22 protein-coding genes and 1 pseudogene are annotated in these 26112 nt (G+C 66.8%); 4 read left to right on the top strand and 19 right to left on the bottom strand.

Annotation, left to right across the window (positions count from 1 at the left end):
* Nucleotides 1–24: 24 nt before the first annotated feature.
* From IPG65_RS08655 to IPG65_RS08590, 14 genes and pseudogenes are all read right to left on the bottom strand, one after another.
* Nucleotides 25–1377 carry an amidohydrolase gene (locus tag IPG65_RS08655; protein ID WP_293188820.1) on the bottom strand — a complete coding sequence of 451 codons (1353 nt, stop codon included), beginning with the start codon at nucleotides 1375–1377 and terminating at the stop codon, nucleotides 25–27.
* A gap of 21 nt (nucleotides 1378–1398) precedes the next feature.
* Nucleotides 1399–3099 carry a long-chain fatty acid--CoA ligase gene (locus tag IPG65_RS08650; RefSeq protein ID WP_293188819.1) on the bottom strand — a complete coding sequence of 567 codons (1701 nt, stop codon included), beginning with the start codon at nucleotides 3097–3099 and terminating at the stop codon, nucleotides 1399–1401.
* 177 nt (nucleotides 3100–3276) lie between these two features.
* A complete protein-coding gene (locus IPG65_RS08645; protein ID WP_293188818.1) occupies nucleotides 3277–4047 on the bottom strand; it encodes an SDR family oxidoreductase in 771 nt (256 codons plus the stop codon).
* A 32-nt stretch (nucleotides 4048–4079) separates the two neighbouring features.
* Entirely contained in the window at nucleotides 4080–4607 is a 528-nt protein-coding gene (locus tag IPG65_RS08640; protein WP_293188817.1) for a GNAT family N-acetyltransferase, read from the bottom strand.
* A gap of 65 nt (nucleotides 4608–4672) precedes the next feature.
* Complete coding sequence (locus tag IPG65_RS08635; RefSeq protein WP_293188816.1) at nucleotides 4673–5764, bottom strand: alpha/beta fold hydrolase; 1092 nt, start codon at nucleotides 5762–5764, stop codon at nucleotides 4673–4675.
* 3 nt (nucleotides 5765–5767) lie between these two features.
* Entirely contained in the window at nucleotides 5768–6193 is a 426-nt protein-coding gene (locus IPG65_RS08630; RefSeq protein ID WP_293188815.1) for a hypothetical protein, read from the bottom strand.
* Between the two features lie 68 nt (nucleotides 6194–6261).
* Nucleotides 6262–7098: an SDR family NAD(P)-dependent oxidoreductase gene (locus tag IPG65_RS08625; RefSeq protein WP_293188814.1), complete on the bottom strand. Its 837-nt coding sequence runs from the start codon at nucleotides 7096–7098 to the stop codon at nucleotides 6262–6264.
* 85 nt (nucleotides 7099–7183) lie between these two features.
* Complete coding sequence (locus tag IPG65_RS08620) at nucleotides 7184–7948, bottom strand: class II aldolase/adducin family protein (RefSeq protein ID WP_293188813.1); 765 nt, start codon at nucleotides 7946–7948, stop codon at nucleotides 7184–7186.
* Between the two features lie 93 nt (nucleotides 7949–8041).
* Nucleotides 8042–9175 carry an acyl-CoA dehydrogenase family protein gene (locus IPG65_RS08615; RefSeq protein ID WP_293188812.1) on the bottom strand — a complete coding sequence of 378 codons (1134 nt, stop codon included), beginning with the start codon at nucleotides 9173–9175 and terminating at the stop codon, nucleotides 8042–8044.
* Between the two features lie 14 nt (nucleotides 9176–9189).
* Nucleotides 9190–10402, bottom strand: a pseudogene (locus IPG65_RS08610) (acyl-CoA dehydrogenase family protein).
* A 21-nt stretch (nucleotides 10403–10423) separates the two neighbouring features.
* Nucleotides 10424–11338: an alpha/beta hydrolase gene (locus IPG65_RS08605; RefSeq protein ID WP_293188811.1), complete on the bottom strand. Its 915-nt coding sequence runs from the start codon at nucleotides 11336–11338 to the stop codon at nucleotides 10424–10426.
* 31 nt (nucleotides 11339–11369) lie between these two features.
* Nucleotides 11370–12572 carry a CoA transferase gene (locus IPG65_RS08600; RefSeq protein WP_293188810.1) on the bottom strand — a complete coding sequence of 401 codons (1203 nt, stop codon included), beginning with the start codon at nucleotides 12570–12572 and terminating at the stop codon, nucleotides 11370–11372.
* A gap of 93 nt (nucleotides 12573–12665) precedes the next feature.
* Complete coding sequence (locus tag IPG65_RS08595) at nucleotides 12666–13643, bottom strand: 3-hydroxyacyl-CoA dehydrogenase NAD-binding domain-containing protein (RefSeq protein ID WP_293188809.1); 978 nt, start codon at nucleotides 13641–13643, stop codon at nucleotides 12666–12668.
* Between the two features lie 20 nt (nucleotides 13644–13663).
* A complete protein-coding gene (locus tag IPG65_RS08590) occupies nucleotides 13664–13828 on the bottom strand; it encodes a hypothetical protein (RefSeq protein WP_293188808.1) in 165 nt (54 codons plus the stop codon).
* A 229-nt stretch (nucleotides 13829–14057) separates the two neighbouring features.
* Between IPG65_RS08590 and IPG65_RS08585 the strand changes: the two genes are divergently transcribed.
* Nucleotides 14058–15089: an AraC family transcriptional regulator gene (locus tag IPG65_RS08585; protein ID WP_293188807.1), complete on the top strand. Its 1032-nt coding sequence runs from the start codon at nucleotides 14058–14060 to the stop codon at nucleotides 15087–15089.
* A gap of 106 nt (nucleotides 15090–15195) precedes the next feature.
* Here IPG65_RS08585 and IPG65_RS08580 read toward each other — a convergent pair whose 3' ends face one another.
* Nucleotides 15196–16374 carry a serine hydrolase gene (locus IPG65_RS08580; protein ID WP_293188806.1) on the bottom strand — a complete coding sequence of 393 codons (1179 nt, stop codon included), beginning with the start codon at nucleotides 16372–16374 and terminating at the stop codon, nucleotides 15196–15198.
* An 85-nt stretch (nucleotides 16375–16459) separates the two neighbouring features.
* On the bottom strand, nucleotides 16460–16618 hold the full coding sequence (locus IPG65_RS08575) for a hypothetical protein (RefSeq protein ID WP_293188805.1): 159 nt from the start codon (nucleotides 16616–16618) through the stop codon (nucleotides 16460–16462).
* A gap of 124 nt (nucleotides 16619–16742) precedes the next feature.
* On the opposite strand from IPG65_RS08575, the gene IPG65_RS08570 reads away from it, so the two are divergent.
* Nucleotides 16743–17090: a helix-turn-helix transcriptional regulator gene (locus tag IPG65_RS08570; protein WP_293188804.1), complete on the top strand. Its 348-nt coding sequence runs from the start codon at nucleotides 16743–16745 to the stop codon at nucleotides 17088–17090.
* A gap of 22 nt (nucleotides 17091–17112) precedes the next feature.
* Here the strand turns inward: IPG65_RS08570 and glmS are convergent, their stop codons facing one another.
* Nucleotides 17113–18993, bottom strand: a complete 1881-nt coding sequence (gene glmS / locus IPG65_RS08565; protein WP_293190004.1) for a glutamine--fructose-6-phosphate transaminase (isomerizing) — start codon at nucleotides 18991–18993, stop codon at nucleotides 17113–17115.
* A 134-nt stretch (nucleotides 18994–19127) separates the two neighbouring features.
* Between glmS and IPG65_RS08560 the strand changes: the two genes are divergently transcribed.
* A complete protein-coding gene (locus IPG65_RS08560; protein ID WP_293188803.1) occupies nucleotides 19128–19607 on the top strand; it encodes an Lrp/AsnC family transcriptional regulator in 480 nt (159 codons plus the stop codon).
* 184 nt (nucleotides 19608–19791) lie between these two features.
* On the opposite strand, the gene IPG65_RS08555 is transcribed toward IPG65_RS08560, so the two are convergent.
* Nucleotides 19792–23904: an IPTL-CTERM sorting domain-containing protein gene (locus tag IPG65_RS08555; RefSeq protein WP_293188802.1), complete on the bottom strand. Its 4113-nt coding sequence runs from the start codon at nucleotides 23902–23904 to the stop codon at nucleotides 19792–19794.
* Nucleotides 23905–24693: 789 nt separating this feature from the next.
* Nucleotides 24694–25179: a DUF411 domain-containing protein gene (locus tag IPG65_RS08550; RefSeq protein WP_293188801.1), complete on the bottom strand. Its 486-nt coding sequence runs from the start codon at nucleotides 25177–25179 to the stop codon at nucleotides 24694–24696.
* A gap of 49 nt (nucleotides 25180–25228) precedes the next feature.
* On the opposite strand from IPG65_RS08550, the gene IPG65_RS08545 reads away from it, so the two are divergent.
* Nucleotides 25229–26068: a creatininase family protein gene (locus IPG65_RS08545; protein ID WP_293188800.1), complete on the top strand. Its 840-nt coding sequence runs from the start codon at nucleotides 25229–25231 to the stop codon at nucleotides 26066–26068.
* Nucleotides 26069–26112: the final 44 nt, after the last annotated feature.

Here is a 26112-nt window from a genome sequence, read left to right as displayed (position 1 = left end):
ATCCGGATGGGGTTGCGATGCTTCTTATTTTGGCTGGATCAACTGATCGAGCGCCAACGCGGCCAGCGCCTTCGCTCCCACGGGCATGGCGTCCTCGTCGAAGTCGAACAGCGGCGAGTGGTTGGGCGCCGGTTGGCGGTTCTTGGGCGGCGCGGTCAGCAGGAAGAAGAATCCGGGCACCTTGAGCTGGAAGTCCGAGAAGTCCTCCGATCCGCTGACCAACGGAACCTCGGCCGCCAGCCCCCCCGTGGCCGCCTTCAGGACCGGCACGGCCTGCTTGGACAACTCGGCCGGATTGACGGTGGGCGGGTAGGCCACGGCGGTGAAATGCACTTCAGCCTTGGCGCCGCTGGACGCCGCGATCGACGTGGCCGTGTTGGCGATGCGCTTTTTCGCGTCAGCGCGCAGATCGTTGTCGAAGGTGCGCAGAGTGCCCAGCATGTCCACGGTGTCCGGAATGATGTTTTCGCGATTGCCGCCATTGATGGCGCCGATGCTCACAACCGTCGGTACCGCCGTGATGTTGAGCTGGCGGCTGACGATGGTCTGCAGGCCATTGATGATCTGCGCCGAGGCCACGATGGGATCCACGCCGTCCCACGGCCGCGAACCGTGCGTCTGGCGGCCAGTCACCTTGATGGTGAACCCATCGGCGCCCGCCATCAGCGGGCCGACCCGGTAGCCGGCGCCGCCGGTCTTGCCAGCGGGTGAAATGTGCAATCCATAGATCGCATCGACCTTGGGATTGTCCAACGCGCCTTCGGCGATCATGGCCTTGGCGCCAAAGAGCTCATGCTCGTGCTTGGGCTCCTCCGAGCGTCCTTCCTCGGCCGGCTGGAAGATGAACTTGACGGTGCCTGGGAGCTGAGCGCGCATGCCGGCCAGCATTTCGGCCACCCCCATCAGGATGGCGGTATGGCCGTCGTGGCCGCAAGCGTGCATCACCGGCGAATCCTTGCCGAAATTGCGCGCCACGACCTTGGAGGCGAAGGGAAGCCCGGTGTTTTCCTTCACCGGCAGCGCGTCCATGTCGGCGCGCAGCGCCACGACCTTGCCGCCGGGCTTCCCGCCCTTCAGCAACCCGACCACGCCAGTGCCGCCGACGCCGGTCTTGACTTCCATGCCGAGCGCGCGCAAGTGGTCGGCCACCAGCTTCGCGGTGCGCACCTCCTGGCCGGACAGCTCAGGGTGCTCATGGATGTCGCGACGCCAGGCCACCATCTTGGACTGCACGGCGGTGGCGCGTTTATCCAGGTCTTGCAGTTGGGCTGCATCGATGGTTTGCGCCGATGCAAGGCCGGAAGACAGACCGGCGGCAACCGTGACAGCCGCCAGGGCAATGGCTCGCGCATGGCGAACAGGACTTGCTTTTTTCATGAACATCATCCGTTGAGGAACTCAGGCGGTGGCCGCGCGCTTGCGCGCTTCTTCATCAACCAGATCCTTCTTGGACAACTTGCCCACGGCGGTTTTCGGCAGTTCAGCCCGGATTTCAAGCCCATGCACCATTTCGTGCTTGCCCAGCTTGTCCTTCAGGAAATCCTGCAGCTGCTGCAGCGAGAACGGCTCGGCACCCGACTTGAGCGTCACGAAGGCTTTGGGCGACTGCCCGCGGTACTCGTCCGGAATACCGATCACCGCCACCTCCTGCACCGCCGGGTGCATGTAGATGGCCTCCTCCAGCACGCGCGGATAGACGTTGTAGCCGCTGCACAGCAGCATGTCCTTGGTGCGGTCGACGATGAAGACGTAGCCGCCCTCGTCCATGTAGGCCACGTCGCCAGTGCGGAAGAGCCCGTCGAAGGTGGTGTCCTTGGCCGTCGCTTCCGGGTTCTTCCAGTAGCCCTTCATCACGTTGGGGCCCTGGATGCACATCTCGCCCTTTTCGCCCGGCGACACGTAGCGGCTCGGGTCTTCCAGCGACAGCAGCTTGATGACGATGTTGGGCAGGGGAATGCCGCAGGAGCCGGGCTTGCTCTTGTGCATGGGCGAGAAGGTGCCGGTGGGCGAAGTCTCGGTCATGCCCCAGCCCTCGGAAATCTCGGCACCGGTGATGGCGGTGTAGCGCTGGGATACTTCGACCGGCAGGGGCGCGCCGCCGGAGCCGCAGAACTTGAGCGAGCGCAGGTCGTAGTTGGGCGTGTCCGGATGGGAGATCAGGGCCGTGAACATGGTGGGCACGCCGCAGAACAGGCTGATCTTCTTGTTGGCGATGTCCTCGAGCGCCGCTTTCGGGTCGAAGCGCATGTGCTGCACGATCTCGGCGCCCAGCGTGATGCCGAACAGCATGTTGACCGTGAGAGAGAAAATATGAAAGGGCGGCAGCACGCCCAGCAGCCGCTCCTTGCCGAATTCCAACAGGGGCGGGTCGTAGTGGGTGGACTCGGTGTACTGCGCGCAGGCGGCGCTGAGGTTGCCGTGCGTGAGCATGGCGCCCTTGGGCAAGCCGGTGGTACCGCCGGTGTACTGGAGCACCGCGATGGCATCGGCCGGATCGGCGATCGGGTGGCGGGTGTAGGCGCCGTCGTTGTCGAGCAGGCTGGCGAACGTGACGTGCCGATCGTCCCACGTGACATCAGCGGTTTCCTTGGCCGCTTTCATCTTGGCGGCCACGGCATCGGGCATGGCGGTCATCTCCGCGACGTTGCCGACGATGAGTTTTTTGAGGCGCGTGTGGCCGAGCATGGCGGCCATTTGCGGATACAGCCCCGCCAGATCGAGGGTGAACAGGAAGTCGGTCTGGCTGTCCTCGATCTTGTGCTCAAGCACCTTGGCAGCATCAAGGGGCGAGTAGTTGACCACCGTGCCGCCGGCCTTGAGGATGCTGAAGAAGGCGATGATGGTATGCGGCGAGTTGGGCAGGAAGATGCCCACGTGCACGCCGGGACCCACGCCGAGCGCTTGCAGGCCCTTGGCGCAGCGGTCGGTGAGCGCGCCCAGCTCCCCATAAGTCAGGCCCTTGCCCATGAAGTCGATGGCCGGCCTGTCGGGAAAGCGGGCGACCGTGTCGTCCAGAACCTGCTGCACCGGAGTGAGCTTGATGTCGAGATCCCACTGCATGCTCGAGGGATAGGAAGCCAGCCAGGGCTTGTCGTTCATGTCTTGTCTCCTTCTTTGTGAAAACGGACTCCGGCTGCGGCGCGCGCGCCGCGACAGGAATCAGGATAAGTCAGCCGGCCCAGACCGCTGCGGTCGAACGGCTTACAGGTGCACCAACTGCGACATCCGCGAAGGCCATTCCAGCGCGGCGGCCCACATCGGCGCGTCGAAATCGCCCTAGAGCGATGAACACAAGTGCCCACCGTCCACAGGCACGCACGCTCCGGTCATCCAGGAGCCTGCTTCCGTCGCAAACAGCAGAAACAAGCCATTGAGCTCTTCGGGCTTGCCCAGGCGGCGCATGGGAATGCGCTTGATCAGCGCCTTGCCGTAGTCGGTCTCCCACATCACATCGGTCATCTCGGTGCCGATGTAGCCAGGTTCGATCGCATTGACGCGAATGCCATAGCGGGCCCACTCCAGGGCCAGGCTCTTCGTCATGTGCACCACGGCCGCCTTGGAGGTGGAGTACGGCGTGATGCCGTTCATGACCCGCTCGCCCTGGATCGACGCAATGTTGATGATCGAGCCGCCGCGGCCTGCAGCCGCCCAGCGCTGCGCGGCGCGCACGGCCACCAGCCAGACGCCACGCACATTGATCGCCATCAGCGAATCGAAATCCGCCGTGGGCAGCTTCAGGGCCACGCCGTCATTGGAGACGCCGGCATTGTTGACGACCACGTCGAGCATATCGCCCGACGCATCGATCTCGGCGAATGCGGCGTCGATGGATTCCTCGGAAGCCACGTCCATTTCCAGCACCGTGACCTCCGGTGCGCCCAGTTCCGTCAACTCCTTCGCCAGCGCATCGAGCCGGGACTTGCGCCGCGCCCCAATCACCACCTTGGCCTTGCAGCGGGCCGCCAGACGAGCGAAGTTCTCACCCAGCCCCGACGAAGCCCCTGTCACCAGCACCCGCTTGCCCGCGAGCATCGCACCCATATCCATGCTTGTCTCCTTCTTTGGTTGTTTGCTGCGTGTCAGCCGCCCAGCGCGTCGCTCACGCCGTACACGTCCTGGCGGGCTGCCACGGCATCGACGTCGTGACTGAGCACCACCAAGTCATGCATCGCCCCGTTGCGGTCGGCGACGTGATGGTGCAGCAATGCCTCGGCCTTGAAGCCCAGATCCTCGAAGACCGCGATGGCACCCACTTGGTCGGTCGTCATCTGCGCGATGAGCTTCTTCAGTCCGAGCTCCAGCGCCTGGACGAAGCACTCCTGGATCAGGGCGCGCCCAAGACCCTTTCCTCGCCCTGACGGCGACACCAGCACACGCAGTTCGCCCACGTGCCTGGACCAACTCATGGTATCGGTGAAGATGGTCGTGCAACCCACCATCGTGTCGCCCCTGCGTGCGATCAAGCTGACGACCGCCCCCTTGTCCACTGCCCGCATCCAGGCATCGATGACCTTCGGATGGCTGATGTCCCGCGGAACGAAGAGCAGATCCTGAGCCGGCAAGCCGGCGACGAACGTCACCAGTGCCTCTCGGTCGGCACTCGTCATGCGGGTGAGATCAATGGGGGTACCGCCACAGTCGATGCGGCGAGGATAGGTACGTGATTTTTCAGTCATAGCGAGCGCCCCTCCAGCCAGGCGTCAAGTTTCGGCCACATGCGTTTGACAGCGTTCGCGCCCGCGGCAATGCTGACATGGCCGCCCGGCAGGACGACCTCCTCCTTGTCGGTCGAGCCGACACGCTCCACCAGCGGCTTCGCGCAATCCGGCGGAACGATGTGGTCGTACTGCGCGACCACGTGCAGCAGCGGCACAGTGATTTTCTCCAGTTCGACCAGTTGCCCACCGATGCGCAATGTACCCTCGTACAGGGCATTGTCGCGCAGCAGATCCTTGGTCGTCTGCTTGAAGTAGCCGCCCGGCAGCGGCAGCGTTTCGTTGCCCCAGCGCTCCATCATCCGGTACCCCTTGACGAACTGGTCGTTCCAGAGGTTGTCCCAGAGTTTGACTTGACCCGCTATTCGGCTGGCTGGCCGCAAAGCCTCGAAACCGCTGGCGACGACATCGGCCGGTATCACGCCGTTCTTTTCGACGAACGCATCAAGGTCAAACGCTTTCTCGCTCGACATCGCCCGGAACAACTCCATCTTCGAGTAGTCGATGGGCGTGGTGAAGCAGGCCAAATTCTTCACCGGCCCATCGGGGTGCAGCGATTGGTAGATCACCGACAGCATCCCGCCAGCGCAGTAGCCCACCAAGTTGACGTCTGTTTCGCCCGAATCCTGCTGCACACGGCGGATGCAATCGGGAATGAAGTCCAGTGTGTAGTTCTCGAGCTTCAGGTCGCGCTCGCTCATCGTCGGCGGGTTCCAGTCGATCATGTAGACGTCGTAGCCGCGCTTGAGCAGGAACTCGATCAGGCTCTGCCCCGGCGTCAGATCAAGGATGTAGCCCTTGTTGGTGGGCGCCATGACGATCAGCAGCGGTATGCGGTAGACCTCGTCCGCCATGGCATGGTAGTGCACCAATTCCAGCGTGCCGCGCCGGTGCAGCATGGTCTTGGGCGTGCGGCCGACGGCAGGCGGCGGCGCGCCGAGCAGTTCCATGCCCTTGAGACCGCGCTGCACGGCACGTTCGACCTCCTGGCGCAAACGTTCGGTGAGGGCCGGATCGGCCTGTGGGGGGGTAGTTGCTTTTGTGGCCATCGCTCAGGTCTTGCTGCGGCGCTTGGTGGACTTCGTGGCCGCAGGCTTGGCGGCAGCGGTTGCCGGAGCCGGAGGCGGGACGTCTTGAGACGGCGCCACAGCGCTCTGAGGCCGGCGTGTCCGTGCGGGCTTGGGCACGGAAGTGTCTTGGGGCAGCAGCCGATCGATCTTCTCCTCGATGCGCTGCAGCGACTCCATCACCTCAAGCAACTCTTTGCGGCTGGGCAGGTTGGAGCGGCGCAGGTAGGCCTCGACCATTTTCTCGAACACTTGCTGCATGCCCATCGTGACGGCCGAGGCCTGCTGCAGCGAGCGGGCGACTTCCGGCGACTTCATGCTTCCCGCAGCCAAGGTATTGGCGTCGTTCTCTAGCTTGGTCACGGCATCGCGCCACATCTGCAGCGGATCAGGAAACAACGAAGATGCCATCTCAAATCCTTTCAAGGATCGTGGGTTAATGGGCGTGGCGGCGGAAACGGAAACGCATCACGACAAAGCTACACCGTCCGCCGAGTCGCAACGCCCGCAATGTAGCGTGTCACCCAGCGCGGCGTCACCTGGGCCCATGCGGCCGTGAGTTGGTTTGGCAGCCCGGGCACCACCACGGTCTGTCCCGACATCAGGGCGCGGTAGCCCTGTGCCGCGACATCGCTCGGATCGGAGAGGAATTGCTTGGGGAGACCGCGCACGGCGGCCGAGCCAGCCTGGATCTCGGAGATCATGGGCGTCTCGGTGAATCCAGGGCACAGCGCCGTGACCTTGACCCCCGTGCCGCGCAGCTCTTCCGACAGCGCCTCGGTCAGCGACAGCACGTAGGCCTTGCTGGCCGCGTAGGCAGCCATCGTCGGCACCGGCTGGAACGCCGAGAGCGAAGACACATTAAGCACCCGCCCGACGCCCCGCGCCACCATGCCTGGCAGCAGCCGGCTGGTCATCTCGGTCATGGTGCGCACGTTAAGGTCGACCAGCCCGATCAGCTTCTCGGGCTGGGCATCGGCGAAACGCCCCACGTCGATGACGCCGGCGTTGTTAACCAGGATGCCGATCTCCTCGCCACCGGCTTGCGCCGCCTTCACCGCCGCCGCCGGCCCTCCCGGCTTGGCCAGATCCTGCGCAATGACCTGCACATCCACCTGGTGCTCGCGCTCCAGTTCGGCGGCCAATGCGGCGAGCGCCTCGCGCCGCCGCGCAACCAGCGTCAGCCGATGGCCATGCCGGGCGAACTCGCGTGCCAACTCGGCACCGATGCCGGCCGAAGCGCCTGTGATGAGTACACGGCCAATCTCCTTGCCGCCGATACGAACTGCCTCTCGGGCTTTTTGCCGCGTGACCATCAAGTTGTCTCCGTCATTTTTGTCTTGTCTGTGGTTGCGCAACCGCCGCCATTGTCAACGTCACCGCCCTACATATCAAGCAGGGCTACTGCTTATAGCTGGGATCGGTACGATCCAGCCTGCGCAGCAATGCCGGCCACGCCAAGTCGGCGCCCTGCCCAGCCGTCACGGTCTTCATGACCGCAGCCAAACCCTGGAGAATCGCAGGATTGACGTGCACCAATTCACCGCCAGCCTGCGCATCGATCTGGATGCGGCAGGTGTTCTCGAAGTTGTACATGTTCAGGAAAGCCTCGGGGATGGTGCTGCTCGCCGTGAGCAGGCCATGGCTTCGCAGTACGAGGTACGTTTTGTCGCCCAGATCCTGCTGCAGGCGAGGCTTCTCGTCGTCGCGCAAGGCAACGCCCTCGTAGTCGTGATACGCCAGCGAGGCCAGCACGAAAGTGCTCTGCTGGCTGATGGGCAGCACGCCGCATTTCTGAGCGCTGACGGCCACGCCGGCGCGACTATGGGTGTGCAGCACGCACTGCACATCGGGACGTGCCTCGTGAATGCAGCTGTGGATGACGAAGCCGGCTGGATTGACGGGGTAAGGGGACTCGATGAGCTTGTTGCAGTGCATATCGACTTTGTTCAGGCTGGAAGCCGTGATCTCGTCGAACAGCATCCCATAGGGATTGATGAGGAAGTGATGCTCAGGCCCGGGGATGCGCGCGCTGATGTGGGTGAAGACGAGGTCGCTCCAGCCGTACAGCGCCACCAGGCGGTAACACGCCGCCAGATCCACCCGCAGTTGCCATTCTTCAGCGGAAACCAGTGAACGGACATCAGGTCGAATGGCGGTGTTCATGAGAGGTGTGTGAAGCAAGACGATGAACGGCAGAAAGCCTGAATCCTGGTGAGCGTCCTCGATGTCCGCGGAACCGCTCCCATTCGTGTCATTTCAGACCCGGCCCAATGCAATGTAGCGCGCGAGGTGATGGTCGTCGTCCCCGAACTGGTGATCGATCATGACCAATCGCTTGGCGTAGTGCGACAGAGGCAGCTCCCAGGTCATGCCGATGCCACCGTGCAATTGGATCGACTCCTCGGCCACCAGCGTGCCGATGCGGCCGATAGTGTACTTGGCCGCCGACAGCGCCCGCTCGCGCCGGATCCGGTCCTCATCGTCCAGCGCAGCCGCGGCGTTGATGAGGGCCGAGCGCGCCTGCTCCACCTCCAGCAGCATGTCGGCCATGCGATGCTGCAGCGCCTGGAAGCTGCCGATGGGCACGCCGAACTGCTTGCGCGTGCGCAGGTATTCCAGCGTCGCCTCCTTGGCCACGTCCATCGCGCCCACGGCTTCGGCCACCAGCGCCACGAGCCCTGCGTCGATGGCACGCTCCAGCACCGCGAAGCCTTCGCCTTCCGCGCCGAGCAGCGCATCGGCGCCCAGCGTCACGCCCTGCAGCGTGACCTCGGCGGCACGGCCGCCATCGATCACCGGATAGCCGCGCAGCGAGACGCCAGCGGTTTTGGTCGGCACGAGAAACAGCGCGATGCCGGCCTCGTCGGTGACATCGCCCGCCGTGCGCGCGCTCACCAGCAGCAGATCGGCCGCTTCAGCCTGCGCCACGATGGCCTTGGCTCCGTCAAGCACCCAGCCGTCGCCCTTTTTCTGCGCCCGCGTCGAAACCCGCGCCAGCTCGTAGAAGGAATCAGGCTCGCCATGCGCCAGCGCGGCGATGCAGCCGCCCTCGATGATGTCGCCCAGCCGCTCGCGCTGCGCCGGGCTGCCGGCCGAAGCGATGGCGCGTCCGACGATCAAAGCGCCAAGAACGGGCTCGACGGACAGCGCACGGCCTAACTGCTCGAAGACGACGGCGATGTCGAAGCCACTGCCGCCATAGCCGCCATCGGCTTCGCTGAACAAGGCGCCGAGCGTGCCCAACTCGGCAATCTGTTTCCAGCGCTCGGGGCTGTAGCCCTCGGCCGACTGCGCGATCTTGTTGCGTGCCTCGAAGGCGTATTGCTCGCGCAGGAAGCGGCCGAGCGAGTCGGCCAGCATGCGCCGGTCTTCGGTGTGTTCGAAATTCATGCCTGTTCCCCCGCTCAAAGTCCCAGAATCATCTTGGAGATGATGTTGCGCTGAATCTCGTTGGAGCCGCCGTAGATCGAGGTTTTGCGCATGTTGAAATATTTGGCGGCTGCATAGGCGGCGCCAGCCGGGCCAACGGCTGGGGCGTCGTAGTGCTCGTCCTCCAGCGCCGCCTCGATGAAGGGCAGCGCATAGGGCCCCATGGCGCGCCGATAGAGCGACGACAGTTCCTGCTGGATCTGCGTGCCGCGGATCTTCAGCATCGAGCTCTCCGCGCCCGGGCACGCCGCCGCCTTCCACGGCCGCGATGACGCGCAGGTTGGTGGTCTTCATGTTTTCCAACTCGATCTCCACCCGCGCCAGTCGGGCGGCGAAGGCCGGATCCTCGGCCAACGGGCGGCCGTTCTTGCGCTGCTTCGCCGCAACCTGCTTCAGCCGGCCCAGCGCGGCCATCGAGCCGCCGATGCCCGCGATGTTGGTGCGCTCGTAGGTCAGCAGGTACTTGGCACAGGTCCAGCCCCTGTGCTCCTGGCCCACCAGGTTTTCGGCGGGCACGCGCACGTCGGTGAAGAACACTTCGTTGACCTCGCGGTCACCGTCCAGCGTCACGATGGGACGCACTTCGACGCCGGGCGCCTTCATGTCCACCAGCAGAAAGCTGATGCCCTCCTGCTTCTTGGCCTTGGGATCGGTGCGCACCAGGCAGAAGATCATGTTGCCGTGCTGGCCCAGGGTGGTCCAGGTCTTCTGGCCGTTGACGATGTAGTGGTCGCCCTGAGCGTCGATGCCGCGGACGGCGGTCGTCTTGACGGAAGCCAGGTCGGATCCGGAACCAGGTTCGGAATAGCCCTGCGACCACCAGTCGGAGCCGTCGAGGATGCGCGGCAGCCAGCGCGCCTTCTGCTCTTCGGTGCCGAACTTGATCAGCACCGGGCCGAGCATCGACAGCCCGAACGGGACGATGCGGGGCGTCGCGGCGAGGGCGCACTCGGTGTCGAAGATGAAGGATTGCCCCGGCGTCCAGCCGGTGCCGCCGTACTCCTTCGGCCAGTGGTTGGCCAGCCAGCCGCGCGCGTTGAGGATGGCGTGCCATTCCTCCTGGTCGGCCTTGGTCAAGCGCTTGCCCTGGCGCACCTTGTCGGCCAGGCGCTTGGGGTACTTCTCGGCCAGGAAGGCTCGCACCTCGGCACGGAAGGCCTCCTCCTCGGGCGTGAAACTCAGATCCATGGTTCGCTCTCCTTGCAATGGTCAGTCGGTCCAGACGGCATGTTCTGCGATGGCATCGACGATCGGCGTCCAGGTTGTCCTGGGCAATGCGTGCCCCATGCCCTGAATGGTCACCATGCGTGCGCCAGGCACGCTGCGCGCGACGTCGATGCCGCATTCGATCGGTACCAGCGGGTCGACGTCGCCGTGGATGACGAGCGTCGGGGTGCGCAGTGAGGCCAGGCGCTCCCGGCGGCTGCCCGACGCGATGATCGCCGCCAGCTGCCTCGCATAGCCCGCAGGGTTGAGGCCCCGCTCGAAAGCGCGTTCGGCACGCGCGGCATCCAGCGCCTCCTCGTCGGGGTAAGCGCCCGCACGCAGAATCTTCATGACGCGCTGCTGGCGTTCGATGTAGCCGGCCCTGTCGGTCGGTGCCGGCGTCAGCAGAACCTGCAGCGCCTCGGGCTTGGGAGGCGGCAGGCCAGGCGCCCCGCTCGTGGACATGATGGACACCAGCGTACGCACCCGCATCGGATACCGCAGCGCCAGCTCCTGCCCGATCGCCCCGCCCATGGAGGCGCCGACGATGTGGGCGCTGCCGATGCCCAGGGCGTCGAGCAGGCCGACCGCATCGGCTGCCATGTCGGCCAGCGTATACGGGACGCTGGCCGCGTCCACCGGGACGCCGCTCATCGCCTGCGTCAGCAGCTTCCCGATGTCGGGAACGCCGGCCGCGGCAAGGCGGGCCGATTGCCCGATGTCGCGGTTGTCGAAGCGGATCACGCGGTAGCCCCGCGCGGCAAGCTGCTCGCAGAAGACTTCGTCCCACGCGATCATCTGGGTGCCCAGCCCCATGATCAGCAACAGCGGCTGCGCAGCAGGGTCGCCGAAACTGTCGTAGGCCAGTTCGATACCGTTGGACTTGGCAAACAACGTAGGGGGTGGATCGCGGCGCATGGTGTCGAGTGAAGGAGAAGGAAACAAAAGGTCAGGCGACGATCCTGGCTTCGCGCAACTGCGCGATGGCCGAGTCGTCGTAGCCGGCTTCGCGCAGGATCGCATCGCTGTGCTCGCCGAGCGCCGGCGGCTTGCGCGGCTTGGATTTCTCGATCCCCGCCACATAGAGCGGGCTGTCGATGGTCAGCGTGGCGTCGTCCTCGAAGGGCACCAGCACGCCCGCATCAAGCATCTGCCGGTCCTTCGGGAGGTCGGCCATTTCGGCCACGCACTCGAACACCACGCCGGCTTCATCGAGCCGCTGGCGCCAGTCCTCGCGGTCGCGCGTGGCGAAGGCGGCATCGAAGATGGCGATCAATTCGGCCGAGCGGCGGAAACGATCGGCCTGCGTGGCAAAGCGCGGGTCGTCGACCAGTTCGGCGTGGTCCATGCATTTGGCGAAGGCCGGCCAATCGCGCGCCTCGTTCACGATGACCAACACCAGCCAGCGCCCATCCCCGCAGCGGTAGTACGCGCTCAGCGCGTTGAGCAGTTTCTCGCGCGGCGGCCGCGGCGTGAAGGTGGCACCGCACAGAGCCGCCTGCGCCATCACGCCGTTGGACCACAGGCCGTTGGCCAGCAGCGAAGACCCCACCTGCGCGCCGCGGCCGGTGCGCTCGCGTTGGTACAGCGCCAGCAGGATGGCCGCGAACAGCGAATTGCCGGACGGGTGGTCGCCCATGCCGGTGACGGCACGCGCCGGTGGTGCGCCCGCATCGGTGCGCACCATGTCCATCAGCCCCGAGCGCGCCCAGTACGCGGTGAGATCGAAGCCGGGCTTGTTGACCTCGCCGCCGGTCTCGCCATAGCCGGTGAAGGAGGCGTAGATCAGCCGCTCGTTCAGGGCGCAGATGCGCTCGGTATCGAGCCCCAGCTTTCCGCGCACCGCCAGCGGGTAGTTGGTGATGAACACGTCGGCCCCGGCCGCCAGCTTGTGCAGCACGGCCTGGCCCTCGGCCTTGCCAAGATCCAGCGCCAAGCCGCGCTTGCCGCGGTTGTCCAGCAGCCAGTTGTAGGCCTGCTCGGATTGCGGCATCCCCGGCATCTTGTGGACGTGGCGGTAGGGATCGCCGGCACCCGGCGGCTCGACCTTGATGACGTCGGCGCCGAAATCACCCAGCAACGTGGCCGCCAGCGGTGCGGCGATGAAGCTGCCGCAATCGATGACCTTCAGGCCTTCGAACATCCTGCTCATGCGCGTGTCTCTGGTTTCTCTTTGTTTTTTCGGGCACTGGAGACACCCGCCGTCGCCAACGCGCGTTTTCCGTTCAGAGAACCACCCACCTTCTCAAGCCTTCTTGTCGGAGAACGACACGGCCGATTTGGCGTGCAGCAGCGCGATCTGCGTGTCGTCGCGCTGGCGCTCCATCTGCTCCATCGGCGTGTTGGCGTAGGCCGTGTCGCCCTGGTCGATGATGAGCTGCGCGAGCTCGTCGGTGTATTCGACGGGCGAATGGTTGGCCCAACTCGACTTCATGCCGTGGCCGAATTGCTTGAAGTAGCCCCTCAGGCCGGTCGGCCCGCCGCCCATGTGGAAAGAGCTGAACGGTCCGTTGACGGCCCAGCGCAGCCCGACGGAGTTGGTGACGCAGTCGTCCAGCTCATCGATGGTGACCACGCCTTCCTGCACGAGGTAGCACGCCTCGCGGAAGATCGCCCGCTGCAGGCGGTTGACGACGAAGCCGCCGACTTCCTTCCTGATGACGCGCGCCACCTTGCCCAGCGCGGTGTAGAAGGCCACGCTGTCCTCGGTGGCCCGCGGGTCGGTCTGTTCGCCAGGCACCACCTCGACCAGCGGGATCAGGTGGGGCGGGTTGAACGGGTGGCCCACCAGCAGGCGGCTGGCGTCCTGCATTTTCTTGGCCTGCAGCGTGGCGGGACGCGCGGAGCTGGACGACAGCAGCAGCGCGTGCTTGGGCACGGCCTTTTCGATGCGCGCCCAGAGATCCTGCTTCCATTCGGTGCGCTCGGGACCGTTTTCCTGCACCAGATCGGCGCCGGCCACGGCGCGCTCCAGGTCGGGCTCGAAGCTCAGGTTCTTCTCCAGCCCTTCGTGCGGCAGGCCGAGCTGGCGCAGCGAGGGCGCGGCCTTGGCCAGGTAGTCCTTGACCACGGCCTCGATCTCCGGATTGGGATCGTTGATGACCACGTTCAGCCCATGGGCCAGGAACAGCGCCGCCCATGAGGCGCCGATCACACCGGCGCCGATGATGCAGGTGTTGTGGTAGCGGTCCAGAATGGCCGCCTGCTGCGAGGACTGGGACATGGTTCGGGTCTCCTGCGCTTTCAGTGCGCGATGTCGAAAGTGATCGGGCGGCGCGTGGCGCGCAGCGCGTCGGGGGAGGACAGGAGAACGGGGCACTTGCGCCCTTCAAGGCAAACGGTCTCGCACGGGAGCGCCGGCAGGCCCAGGGGCGCCGCCAACCGCGTCAGACTGTCTTCTTGTTTCAAGGCTTGTCTCCTGCCGCTGGGCGTTGTTTTCGTCGATGCCGCAGACGGTCTGACAATCTATCTCAGTCGCCTTCCCAGCAGAAGGTGGATTTTGACCGGTTGCCAGTGAATTCGGGACACCATCGCATGGGGGTAAACACGCAGTGACATCTGTCCTCTTGGCGATTCTGCGTGGCCGGCGCCGCCTGCGGCACTGCTAGCATCGCGGCCTGAAGAACCCGACAGCCCCATGCGCCGCCCCCCGCCCGACGTCGAGCCGTGTATCCACACCCCGCAGCGGATCGCGGCCGTCGCCGCCGTGCTGGCCGAGGACGGCGTGGCGCCGGCGCAGACGCTGGCCCACAGCGGACTGGATGCGTCGGCGCTGCGCGCACCGGAAACGCGCGTGTCCTACCGGCAGATCGCCACCGTCTTCCGCAACGCCCTCCGGCTGGCGCGGGACCCCGCCGTGGCGCTGCGCGCGGGCGCGCACATGCGCCTGACGGCCTACGGCCTCTACGGCTATGCGCTGCTGAGCAGCACGACGCAGGCCGAGGCGATGGAGTTCGCGGTGAAGTACAACCGCGCCATGGGCCCGGTGGCGGATATCACCCACGTGATCGAGCAGGGCGTCGAGAGCTTTCGCTACGACGCGCTGCTCACGCCCGACTCGGCCGACCCGCTGCACCGCTTCGCGCTGGAGTTCACCTTTTCCGCGCACCTGTCGCTCAGCCGCGACCTGTTCGGCCCGTCGTTCAGCTTCGAGGAGGTGCGCGCGGCCTATGCCGCGCCCGACCACGCGCCGGCCTACGGCCAAGTGCTGGGCTGCCCGGTGCGGTTCGACCAGCCCTTCAACGAACTGCGCATCGGCGCCGAATGGCACCAGCGCCAGCCGAGGCTGCCCGACGCGGCCACGCACGGCATGGCGCGCGAGCTGTGCGGGCAGTTCCTGGCCGAGCTGCCCCATTCAGGGGGCATCGCCTCCACGGTGCGGCGCACGCTGGTCGAGCAGATGCCCTGGCGCTTTCCCCGCATCGACACCATGGCCCAGACGCTGGCGCTGGAGCCGCGCACCCTGCGCCGCAAGCTGGAGGCGCAGGGCACGTCGTACCGGGAGATCCTGGCGGAGGTACGCCGCACGCTGGCCATCGAATACCTGCGCAAGACCCGCATGACCACCGAGGAGATCGCCAGCCGCCTGGGCTACAGCGACTCGGCCAACTTCCGGCACGCCTTCGTGCGCTGGACCGGCAAGGCGCCGCACGAATACCGCCGCGGCTGACGGGGCGGCGCTGCCGTGGAGACCGGGCCAGCCACCGATGCTTGGTCAAATCAGCCTCCAGCCCGCGCTGTTACTTCGTCGAAAGCTACCAATTAAATAGCATTAATCAATACCCCAAGCCCTTGTACGCCAGGGCCTTGAACTCGAAGCAATAGGGGTTGCCGAAGCCGAAGTAGCGCTGGGTCATCAGCACGCCGGCGATGTTCAGGCGCGGATGGATCCACCAGATCGTGCCGGCCAGGCCGCCCCAGCTCACCTCGTCGGTGGCATGGGGCGGGTCGAAACGGCCAGGCGTGGTCAGCACCGACGAGCCCAGGCCGAACACGCGGCCGGGGTTGACGGGCATGTTCGGAAACTTCACGCACAGCCCCGGCGCGATGTGGTCGCGGCCCATCAGCGCCAGCGTCTCGGGTTTGAGCAGCGTGGGGCCGCCGGGCATCAGCGACTGGATCAGGCGCACCGTGTCGCCCAGCGTCGAGACCAGCCCGCCACCGCCGGTCTGGCGCAGCTTCGGGCTGGTGTAGGCGCCAGGGAATGGGGCCGCGTCCATGCGGTTCAGGCCGGGCTTGGTCGGGTCCATGAAGTCCACGCCGCCGTACAGCGCGGCGAGCCGGCCGCGCTTGGCCTCGGGCACCCAGAAGTCCGTGTCCACCATGCCCAGCGGGCCGCAGATGCGCTGCTGGAAGAACTCGCCCAGGCTCTGGCCCGACACCACCTCCACCAGCCGGCCCAGCACGTCGGTGGCCAGCGAATACTCCCACTGCTCGCCGGGGTGGAAGTTGAGCGGCAGCGGCGCCAGGGCCTGGATGAACTGCGCCTGCGACAGCAGCGGGTTGTGCACGCCGGCCTGGGTGTAGGCATTGAACAACAGCGTGCCGGGATCGAAGGCGCCGTAGCCCAAGCCCGAGGTATGCGTCATCAGGTGCAGGACCGTGATCGAGCGCCGGGCCGGCTCCACGTCGTCGATGCGCGTGGCGCCGAGGCGCAGCACCTGGCGGTTGCCGAGTTCGGGGATGTAGCGCTCGATGGGGTCGTCCATGCGCAACTTGCCGTCCTCCATCAGCAGCAGCACCGCGCATGAGGTCAGCAGCTTGGTATTGGAGAAGACCCGGAAGATGTGGTCGTCGCGCAGCGGCACGCCGGCCTCCATGTCGGCCTGCCCGCACACGAAGCGGTCCACCACCTCGCGCCCGCGCAGCAGCACGGTGGAGACGCCGGGCAGAAAGCCCCGGTCGACCCGCGATTGCATCGCGGCATGGAGTTCGTGGAACGGGGACTGGGACATGGGGCTCCTCGGTTGTCGTGGGACGAAAACCGCGCATTGTGCCAAGGCCGCGCCGCCCCGCCGGCCCCTGGTGGACAGCAGGCCGTCAGGCCGACGCCTTGCCTTGCTGCCGCCGCTGCTGCAGGTAGTCCTCCAGCCCGCGCCGGTACATGTAGCGCACGAAGTTCGCCATGCTGCGGCCCTCCGCCTCGGCCAGTTCGGCGATCTGCGCATGCTCGTCCGCCGGGACGCGGAACGGGATCAAGCGGCCCTTCGCGGCAGGCGTCCCGGCGGCCTCATGATTCGTCTTTGCCATATAGACTTGTCTACCTTTAGCTATAGATTGATAAGGTCGATATGCACGATATATGGTGCATACCAACTTTAACATGCCAAATAAAGCAAGTATCGGCAAGCGGCTGCGCGAGCAGCGCGAGGCGCTCGGACTCACCCAGGACACGCTGGCGGCGCGGTTGGGCAAGTCGCGCAACACCATCGGCGCCTGGGAGCGGGGCGAGCAGTACCCCAGCGCCGCGTTCATGGCGCAGGCGCCGGAGTGGGGGTTCGACATGATTTACCTGCTGACGGGCCGGCGCGCCATCGAGGCCATCCGCGAGCTGACCGCCGACGAAGCCGCCCTGCTCGACACCTACCGCGGCGCCACGGACGACGGCAAGGCGCTGGCGCGGTCCGTGCTGGGCATGGCGCAAAAGCCGGGCGCCAAGGCCAGGGGCTGACACCCGTCCCGGCGCCGTCGCCTTACTCCACCGTCACGCTCTTGGCGAGATTCCGGGGCTTGTCCACGTCGGTGCCGCGCGCGATGGCGGTGTGGTAGGCCAGCAGCTGCAGCGGCACCACGTGCAGGATGGGTGACAAAAGGCCGTAGTGCCCGGGCATGCGGATGACGTGCAGGCCGTCACCGCTGTCGATCCGGGTGTCGGCGTCGGCCAGGGCGTAGAGCACGCCGCCGCGCGCGCGCACTTCCTGCATGTTGCTCTTGAGCTTTTCCAGCAGCGCGTCGTTGGGCGCGACGATGACCACCGGCATGCTGCTGGTCACCAGCGCCAGCGGGCCGTGCTTGAGCTCGCCGGCGGCGTAGGCCTCGGCGTGGATGTAGGTGATCTCCTTGAGCTTGAGCGCGCCTTCCAGCGCGATGGGGTAGTGCAGGCCCCGGCCCAAGAACAGCGCGTTCTCCTTGGCGGCGAACTGCTCGGCCCAGCCGATGATCTGCGGCTCCAGCGCCAGCACGGCCTGCAGGGCGGCGGGCAGGTGGCGCATGGCCTTCAGGTGCGCGGCTTCCTGCTCGTCGGTGAGCCGCCCGCGCGTCCTGGCCAGCGCCAGCGCCAGCAGGAACAGGCCCGCCAACTGGGTGGTGAAGGCCTTGGTGCTGGCCACGCCGATCTCGACGCCGGCGCGCGTCAGGTACGCCAGCCGGCATTCACGCACCATGGCGCTGGTGGCCACGTTGCACACGGTGAGCGTGTGCCGCATGCCCTGCGCCTGCGCATGGCGCAGCGCGGCCAGGGTGTCGGCGGTTTCGCCGGACTGGGAGATGGCGACGACCAAGGTGTCAGGGTCAGGCACCGAGTCGCGGTAGCGGTATTCGCTGGCGAACTCGACCTGGCACGGGATGCCGGCGATGCCCTCCAGCCAGTACTTGGCCACGCAGCCGGCGTAGTAGCTGGTGCCGCAGGCCAGGATGAGCACCTGGCGCACGCGCTGGAAGGTGGCGTGGGCGCCCTCGCCCGGCGCGTGGTTGGCGGCGGCCTCGAACAGCTCGGGCACCACGGCGCCCACGCCTTCCAGCGTGTCGGCGATGGCGCGCGGCTGCTCGAAGATCTCCTTTTGCATGTAGTGGCGGTACGGCCCCAGCTCGGCGGCGCCGCTCATGGCCTGCACGGTCTTGACCGGGCGCGCGGCGCGGCGGCCATCGCGCCCGACCACCCAGTGCTTGCCCAACTGCACGTCGACCACATCGCCCTCTTCCAGGTAGACGATCTGGTCGGTCACGCCGGCCAGGGCCATGGCGTCGCTGGCCAGGAAGTGCTCCTTGCCGTCGGCGCCCAGGCCCAGCACCAGCGGCGAGCCCTGGCGCGCGCCCACCAGGCGCTGCGGCTCGTCGCGGTGCAGCACGGCGATGGCGTAGCTGCCGCGCAGGCGCCCCGCCGCGGCCTGCACGGCGGCCATCAGGTCGCCGTCGTACAGGCTGTCGATGAGGTGGACGATGACCTCGGTGTCGGTCTGGCTGCTGAACACGTAGCCCTTGGCGGGCAGCTCGGCGCGCAGCTCGTCGTGGTTCTCGATGATGCCGTTGTGCACCAGGACGACGCGGGCCGGGCGCTCGCCGGCGTCCTGCGCGGCGGGACCGGGGCTGACGTGCGGGTGCGCGTTGTCCACCGCCGGCGCGCCGTGCGTGGCCCAGCGCGTGTGGGCGATGCCGGTCAGCCCTTGCAGGTGCTCGCGCTGGCACTGCTCGGCCAGGTCGGCCACGCGCGCGATGCCGCGCACGCGGCGCAGCCCGCTGGCCGTGTGCGCGGCCACGCCGCAGGAGTCGTAGCCGCGGTATTCGAGCCGCTGAAGGCCCTGCACGAGGATGGGAACGATGTTGCGCGTGGAAACGGCGCCGACGATGCCGCACATGGGATGGCCCTCCTGATCGAAGATGGCCATCCTAGGAGAGTCGGAAAGAAATTAATCGTCATTGTTAAATTAAATAAGGAATAAATGTTCGCACTTGCATGTAGAAGAAATATTCAGTCAAAATATGATCCATCATGGAACTGGATAACATCGATTGGTCCCTGCTGGCCGCGCTGCAGACCGACGCCGGACAGAGCAACCAGGCGCTGGCCGAGCGCGCCGCCGTCTCGCCGCCCACGGCGTTGCGGCGCGTGCGGCGCCTGCACGAGGCGGGGCTGATCGCCGGCCAGGTGGCGCTGCTTCACGAAGACCGCGTGGCCGCCGCGCAGGGCCACGGCCTCACGGCCATCGCCGAGGTTTCGCTGGACCGCCAGGGCGCCGAGCACCTGGACGCCTTTGAGCGCCGCGCGGTGCGGGATGAGGCGGTGCGCCAGTGCTACCGCGTGGCGCCGGGGCCGGACTTCGTGCTGGTGCTGCGCGTGCGCGACATGCCCGACTACCTGCTGCTCTCCGAGCGCCTGTTCACGCAGGACGCCAACGTGCGCAACGTGCGGGTGTTCTTCTCGACGCGGCGGGCCAAGTTCGACACGCAGGTGCCGCTGGCGCGGCCTTGAATCCACACATCAGATGCTACCGATTCAATAGCTATTGGCGCATATTGGATGCGGGCTAGCCCCAATGCTGCTCAGATAAGCGCTTTGTAGGAGCGGCTTTGGCCGCGAAGGCTGTTCGCGGCTCCTCAAGTCGTGGGCTGATCAAGCGCGGACCTGGCTGCGAGCCATGCCGTCAGCGTGCGGCTCAACGCATGATTTTCCGCCCCCGGCACAAGCCCAGCGCGGCAGCCAGCAGCGTCAGCAACGCCAGTGCCCAAGGGCCCAGGCCCGGCACGGGCACGGGCACTGGCGCCACCGCAGCCGCTTGCAGCGGGCCGCTGGGGTCGGCGATCGTGCCGTCCTGCGTCCAGTCGTCATCGCCCAGCCCGCCATCGGTCACGCTGAAGGTGGCGGTGTGGCCGCTGACGACGAGGCCATTGGGCGCGAAGTAGCTGCGCGTGTCGCTGTCGCGTTCGGCTGGGCTGGCGAAGCCGTGTTTCAAGTAGTCGCCCGCAGCGGTTGACAACGGCTCGGGCCAGGTCACTTCCATTGTCACGGTGCTGCCCTCCTCGCAGCCCAGCAGCTTGAACTGGAACAGGCCTTGCGGCAACGCCCTGCCCCGCGGCAGTGTGGCGGGCGCGGGCACGAAGGCGGTGGCGCCAGGCGTGGGGTCAAAGCTGCACGCGTCGCCGCCGCCGGTGAAACTGGCCGTGCCGGGGCCGCCCGTGCCGCTGGCGGGCACGGTGGTGCCGCTGAACGTGTCCTGCCTCGTGAGCAGCACCGATTGCGTGACTTGCGCGGCATCTTCGTGGCGCTCATCGCCCGGCTGGTTGGCGGCGATGGTGCAGGGGCCCAGTTGCAGCACGGTCACGGTGGTGCCGCTCACGCTGCACACGCCATCCGGCAGCGAGGTGTAGGCAATGGGCCGCGCCGGGTCGGCGTGGCTGCTGCTGGCCTCGGGGCTGATGGCGAAAGTGTCGCCCGGCACGGTGCGCCGGGTGGCGGGTTGCTGCGCATCAAAGGTCAGCGTTTGGGCGATGCCCACGATGCTGAAGGTGCGCGAAATGGCGAGGGCTGCCGGGTGCGGGCTGTGCGCTGCCTGGCTGGCGGTAATGGTGCAGTCGCCCCGGGTCAGTGCGGCGACGGTGCCGTTTGCCACATCCACGGTGCAGATACGGGGGGTGCTGCTGTCGTAGCGGATGGTGCCGCCCGGCACGCTGCTGTTGGCGGGTTGGTCCGATGTGTCGTCCACGGTGAGCGTGGTGGGTGCGGGGTTGTGCCAGGTCAGCACCGGGGTTGCGCCCAGCACCACTTCAAAGCTCAGCGGGGTGTTGCTGGCAGCGTTGAAGTTGGCGTTGCCATTCCAAGCCGCAGCGATGGTGCAGGTGCCCGGTGCCACGGCCATGACCACGCCACTGGAATCAACGGTGCAGACCGCCGCGTTGCCGCTGCCAAAGCCGATGATGGCGCCCGCTGGCACGGGCTGGCTGGTGAAGCTGGCGGCCAACGTGCGCGTTTGCTCTATGACGAGGTTGCCGGTGTCGCCCGTCAGCGTGATGACCGGCGTGGCCTTGGCAACCGCGATGGTGCAGGTTTGCGCGGCCTCATTCAGCGTGTCGGTGGCGCTCGCATTCACGAGATAGGTGCAGCTGCCCGCGCTGGTGATGCGCAGCCTGGATACCGGCGGCTGGCTGCTGGTGTCGGTATCCAGCGCGCAGGCGTTGGATCCTGGAGCCAGCGAGAACATGAGCGTGCCTGGCGTCTGGCCGAGTGGGTCGGTGGTGATGCTGGGCGTGGGGTAGTCAAAGTTCGCATTGCCATAGACCTTGCCGGTGGGCGCATTGCAGGTAATGGCCTGGGTGCCCTTGTCGGCGCAGGTCACCAGCACGTCGGTCACATCTTCCGTGGCGCTGGTGCCGCTGCCGTTGGGCGAGATGGTGCAGAACTGCTCGTCGGACACCCCGGCTATCGTCAGCGCATAGGGGTGGTCGTAGGGCATCGCGTTGGGGATAGAGAAGTCGCCGTCACTGAATGCAATTGCCCACTCGTTGTTCAGAACGAGTGCGAGGAAGCCCGCCAGGCCGGTGACGCTGCCGCTCATGCTGTAGGCCTTGGGCGAGCAGGTGAATGCGACCGTGACGGAGGCACTCACGGTGCCGCTGGCGGTGCCATTTGCTGTGCAATTGTGGTGCGGCGCTTCGGCACTCAGCGCGTAGTTGCTGCCTTCGATGAGGCTGCCGGTGACCGGCTGGCCATTGCCCACGGGCTGCCCAATGGCGGTGCCGTTGTTCTTGATCGTGGCCAGTTGATTGTTGACGAGGCCAGTGACGCTCGCGCTCAGCGGATGGGTGTGGAGCGTGTAATTCACCCTGATGGTGGCCGCCGTCTGCACGTTGGCCATGGTGCAGGTGTTGCCGCTGACGCTGGTGCAACCGGTAAAGCTGACGCTGTAGCCGGCGTTGAGCGTGGGCGTGCAGGTGTAGGTGCTGCCCTGCACGGCGCTGGTGGCGCAATGGGCCACGCTGCCGCCCGCCGGGTCGTTCACCTGAAGGGTGACGGGAACGGTCACCAGAAAACCGAAGCTGGCCGTGACGTTGCGATGCTGGCCCATGTTGACGATGCAGACACCCGTGCCGCTGCAATCGCCGCCCCAGGCGAGTAAGGATTGGCCGGAGACGGGCGTGGCGGTCAGGATGATGTTCGAGGTGGTGGCTTCGCCCGCATAGGTGGCACTGCACGTGCCGCCGCAGGCCGTGATGCCGCCCGAGGGCGACGCAGGCGTTGCGGTCACGCTGCCGGGGCCGGTGACTGAGGCGGTCAGCGTGTAGCTACTGCCCGGTCGCAGCTCCACCGCGCCAATGTCGCAGGCGTTGCCTTGGGGGCGGGCCACGCCGCGCTGGTCGGTGCCGGTGCAAGCGCCGCCTGCGTCAATGGCCGGGCTGCCTGTCTGCGGCAGCCTCACATCGACCATGCCGCCGTGCAACACCGTGGGCAGGTTGGCAAGGTTAGGGGCGGTGCTGCTGACAATGCCGCCCGTAAAGCCGCTGTGGCTGGCTACCAGGTTGGTGTCGCCGCTGCTGGTGCTGCTGCCCGAGTTGATGCTGTGAATCACCAGCGCCTGCGCACCCCCGGTGCCGCTGCCCGCATCCACGATGCTGTGGTTCAGCTCAAGCGTGGCGCTGGTGCCTGTGCAGCTATTGCCTCCAACGTTGCAGCGCCCATCGCCCAGGCTGTAGATGCCTGTGCCTGTGCCGTTGGCGCTGCCTGCTGGACGATACTGGCTGCCCCCCGCCTTTACAGTGTTGCCCGCCACGGTGACAAAGTTCAGCGCCATCTGGCCCGTGTAGTTGAACAGTGCGCCGCCATACCCCGAGCCGGGGAAGCCAGTGGAGCTATCGCCGCCCTGGGCATCGTTGCCGCTAAAGCTGACTTGGCTGAGGGTGACGGTGCCGGCGTCGTTGAACAGCGCGCCGCCCATGCCGCCGCCGCCACCACCGTCGCCACCGCGGGAGCCTGCGTTGCCATTGCCGCCGCCGAAACCACCATTGTTACAGCCACCGTTACCTCCACCGCTACAGCCACCGCCACCGCCACCGAAACCAGCGGCGGCACCGCCGCCAGCACCACCACCACTGCCCCCGCCGAAGCCGCCGGGGCCGCCAACAGTGGAGTTTGGGTCGTTATCGATGCCGCGACCGCCACCACCGCCGAAGCCACCGCCGAAGCCGTTGCTGCCGCTGCTCCCGCCGTTGCCACCATTCGGCCCACCACCATTGCCGGGGCTACCGCTAGCACCCACGCCGCCACCCCCGCCGAGGGAGTATGGCTGGCGAGGGACGCGGAAGGCAGCACTGCCGCCGTAGCCGCCAAGCGCCGTATTGCCGGTGAAAGTACCGCGCTCCACGGTGAGCGTGCCCCGGTTGAAGATGGCACCACCCGCACCCAGCGCGCCGCCGCCAAAGTCGCTGTCCCCGCCTCGGGCCACGCCACCGCTCAGGGTCAGGCCGCGCAGTGTCAGGCTGGCACCCCGGTTCACGTCAAACAGGCGGAAGTTGGCCGCATTGCTGTCGCGCTGCAGCACCACGCCCTGGGTAAGGCCGACCGTGGCGTCGATGGTCAGTGTTTTGCCGCCGGTGATGAAGAAGGCGCTGGGGCCGAACTGCTGCGACAGGGTGCCGCCATCGCTACAGGTGGTGGCATTGCTGGTCACGCAGCCCAAACCGTTGCTGAACGCGGTGAGAGTGATGGTCTGGCCGTCGAGCGGCTGGTCGAAGGTGATGGTACTTTGCGCATCGGCATGGGCCCATGCATCGGCCACCGCTTGGTGCAGTGAGCCAGGCCCCATGGCAGCGGTATTGGTCACCGTGAAGCTTTCCGCTTGCGCCGAGGCTGCCGCCCACGCCAGCAGGGCCACGCCCAGGAATCTGCGCGGCCAGCGGCGAGCGCTGGCGAATGGGCACGGCTGTAGCCACGGAGGGCGGCGGGGCGGGTGGGTATTCATGCTGTTGGCCCGGTAGTGAAATGAAGCCGCCCGAGCCTAGCGGAAACGGCGCGCCGCCGCCATCACGTAAATTAGTGAATCTGCGTGTTTTTCGATGTATCTGTGGTGCCCAGGCTTTGCATCCCTCCGCAGGAGCGGCTTTGGCCGCGAACAGCAAGGCGAGCGCGGACATTCGCGGCTAAAGCCAATGCCGTGCACTTGATTACGCTACCGAAGTAGCCCGCCACGTTCCATGAGCGCGAGGTGCCGGCGCATGTGGTCGTCTATTACGCCATCGCCTTGGCGCTGTGCCTAGCCGAGGTTTCGATTGATGTCGTTCGTGCATGCGGTGCGTGTCGTGCGCCGCAAACTCCCCGCTTTCAACGCCATTGCCTCCTGTGCAGAGCAAAGCGTTCCATGAGCATGTGCCGGAGGAGATCTTGCACGAGCGAGTCGCCCAGCGCCGCGGCCGACGCAATCAGCGCGGCGTCAAACGAAAGATGAGCAACTGGCCTCTTCGAAAACGTCACGCCAAGCCCCTGGCGTCGGCCTTCTTCAACGCCTCAATTCACATCATTGAGTGACGAGTATTGTGGCTAGAGTTCGATCTGACTCAAAATCTAGCGTTCAACCATGGCGTTGGAACACCCGGCTGCCGCCATCGCGCAGCACCAGCAGCGTGTCGTACCTGTCGCGCCGCCCGCCGTAGGCCGGGCCGTCCATCCCGGGCGAGCCGACGGGCATGCCGGGCACGGCCAGCCCCAGGGCCTGGGGCCGCTCGCGCAGCAGGCGCCGCATCTCGGCGGCTGCCACGTGGCCTTCGATGACGTAGCCGCCCACCAGCGCGGTGTGGCACGAGCCGTACCTGGCCGCCAGCCCCAGGCGGACGCGCACGGCGTTGTTGCCGGTGTCGTGCGCGGTGACCTTGAAGCCATGCTGCTCCATGTGCGCGATCCAGTCGTGGCAGCAGCCGCAACTGGCGTCCTTCCACACTTCGACGGCGGTGGCCGCGGGCAGGCGCTGCGCGCGCAGCGGTGCGGTCAGCAGGGCGGCGATGCCGCCGGCGGTCAGCTGCAGCGCGCGACGGCGGGGGGTGAAAAGCGACGATGTCATGGCCGCATGGTAGCGGCTGGGGCGTGGGGAGTCTGCGTAAGATGCGCCCATGCCTGCCCTGCCGCCGCTGCCGCCCCGCACCCGCCACTGGTCCGACCTGGCGACCACCGACTTCGCCTCGCTCGACCTGGCGCGCGCCATCGCGGTGCTGCCGCTCGGCGCGACCGAGCAGCACGGCCCGCACCTGCCGCTGTCGGTGGACGCGAACCTGGCGCACGGCATGGTGCAGGCCGCCACGGCGCACCTGCCGCCCGACCTGCCGGCGCTGTTCCTGCCGGTGCAGCGCATCGGCTTCAGCCCCGAGCACGGCGCCTTCGCCGGCACGCTGAGCCTGAAGGCCGAGACCGTGATGCGCCTGTGGACCGAGATCGCCGAGAGCGTGCACGCCAGCGGCGTGCGCAAGCTGGTGCTGTTCAACACCCACGGCGGCCACGTCGGGCTGATGGACGCGGTGGCGCGCGAGCTGCGCACGCGGCTGGGCATGCTGGTGGTCGGCGTGAGCTGGTTCAACCTGCCTTTGACGGCACCCGACGGCAGCGACGTGATGGCGCGCCTGCCCGTCGAGGAGCAGCGCTTCGGCGTGCATGCTGGGCAGGCCGAAACGGCGATGATGCTGGCGCTCAAGCCCCGGCTGGTGCGCCAGTCCAGGGCGCGGGACTTCGCCTCCACCTCGCGCGAGCGCGCACGCGACTTCCCCATCCTGGGCAACGGCCGCAGCGCCAAGCTGGCCTGGGCGATGCAGGATTTGAACCCCGAGGGCGCCGCCGGCAACGCCGCCGCCGCCCGGCTGGAAGACGGCCTGGCGCTGATCGACGCAGCGGGACGCGCGCTGGCCGGGCTGCTGGTGGAGATCGACCGGCTGCCGGCCGGCACGCTGCACGGCGCGTGAGCGGCTGGTGCTCCTAAAATCGGCGGCTCGCTTTTTGCCCCGGA

It is taken from the genome of Ottowia sp. (genome assembly GCF_016703145.1).
Lineage (GTDB): Bacteria > Pseudomonadota > Gammaproteobacteria > Burkholderiales > Burkholderiaceae_C > Ottowia.
Note: the sequence above shows the minus strand (reverse complement) of the source record. Positions and strands in the feature narration are given on the sequence as shown.

What these genes read in the sequence shown, in the direction of transcription:
- IPG65_RS08655 (WP_293188820.1), bottom strand. Translation starts at nt 1,377, where the DNA reads ATGAAAAAAGCAAGTCCTGTTCGCCATGCGCGAGCCATTGCCCTGGCG.
- IPG65_RS08650 (WP_293188819.1), bottom strand. Translation starts at nt 3,099, where the DNA reads ATGAACGACAAGCCCTGGCTGGCTTCCTATCCCTCGAGCATGCAGTGG.
- IPG65_RS08645 (WP_293188818.1), bottom strand. Translation starts at nt 4,047, where the DNA reads ATGGATATGGGTGCGATGCTCGCGGGCAAGCGGGTGCTGGTGACAGGG.
- IPG65_RS08640 (WP_293188817.1), bottom strand. Translation starts at nt 4,607, where the DNA reads ATGACGAGTGCCGACCGAGAGGCACTGGTGACGTTCGTCGCCGGCTTG.
- IPG65_RS08635 (WP_293188816.1), bottom strand. Translation starts at nt 5,764, where the DNA reads ATGGCCACAAAAGCAACTACCCCCCCACAGGCCGATCCGGCCCTCACC.
- IPG65_RS08630 (WP_293188815.1), bottom strand. Translation starts at nt 6,193, where the DNA reads ATGGCATCTTCGTTGTTTCCTGATCCGCTGCAGATGTGGCGCGATGCC.
- IPG65_RS08625 (WP_293188814.1), bottom strand. Translation starts at nt 7,098, where the DNA reads ATGGTCACGCGGCAAAAAGCCCGAGAGGCAGTTCGTATCGGCGGCAAG.
- IPG65_RS08620 (WP_293188813.1), bottom strand. Translation starts at nt 7,948, where the DNA reads ATGAACACCGCCATTCGACCTGATGTCCGTTCACTGGTTTCCGCTGAA.
- IPG65_RS08615 (WP_293188812.1), bottom strand. Translation starts at nt 9,175, where the DNA reads ATGAATTTCGAACACACCGAAGACCGGCGCATGCTGGCCGACTCGCTC.
- IPG65_RS08605 (WP_293188811.1), bottom strand. Translation starts at nt 11,338, where the DNA reads ATGCGCCGCGATCCACCCCCTACGTTGTTTGCCAAGTCCAACGGTATC.
- IPG65_RS08600 (WP_293188810.1), bottom strand. Translation starts at nt 12,572, where the DNA reads ATGAGCAGGATGTTCGAAGGCCTGAAGGTCATCGATTGCGGCAGCTTC.
- IPG65_RS08595 (WP_293188809.1), bottom strand. Translation starts at nt 13,643, where the DNA reads ATGTCCCAGTCCTCGCAGCAGGCGGCCATTCTGGACCGCTACCACAAC.
- IPG65_RS08585 (WP_293188807.1), top strand. Translation starts at nt 14,058, where the DNA reads ATGCGCCGCCCCCCGCCCGACGTCGAGCCGTGTATCCACACCCCGCAG.
- IPG65_RS08580 (WP_293188806.1), bottom strand. Translation starts at nt 16,374, where the DNA reads ATGTCCCAGTCCCCGTTCCACGAACTCCATGCCGCGATGCAATCGCGG.
- IPG65_RS08570 (WP_293188804.1), top strand. Translation starts at nt 16,743, where the DNA reads ATGCCAAATAAAGCAAGTATCGGCAAGCGGCTGCGCGAGCAGCGCGAG.
- glmS (WP_293190004.1), bottom strand. Translation starts at nt 18,993, where the DNA reads ATGTGCGGCATCGTCGGCGCCGTTTCCACGCGCAACATCGTTCCCATC.
- IPG65_RS08560 (WP_293188803.1), top strand. Translation starts at nt 19,128, where the DNA reads ATGGAACTGGATAACATCGATTGGTCCCTGCTGGCCGCGCTGCAGACC.
- IPG65_RS08550 (WP_293188801.1), bottom strand. Translation starts at nt 25,179, where the DNA reads ATGACATCGTCGCTTTTCACCCCCCGCCGTCGCGCGCTGCAGCTGACC.
- IPG65_RS08545 (WP_293188800.1), top strand. Translation starts at nt 25,229, where the DNA reads ATGCCTGCCCTGCCGCCGCTGCCGCCCCGCACCCGCCACTGGTCCGAC.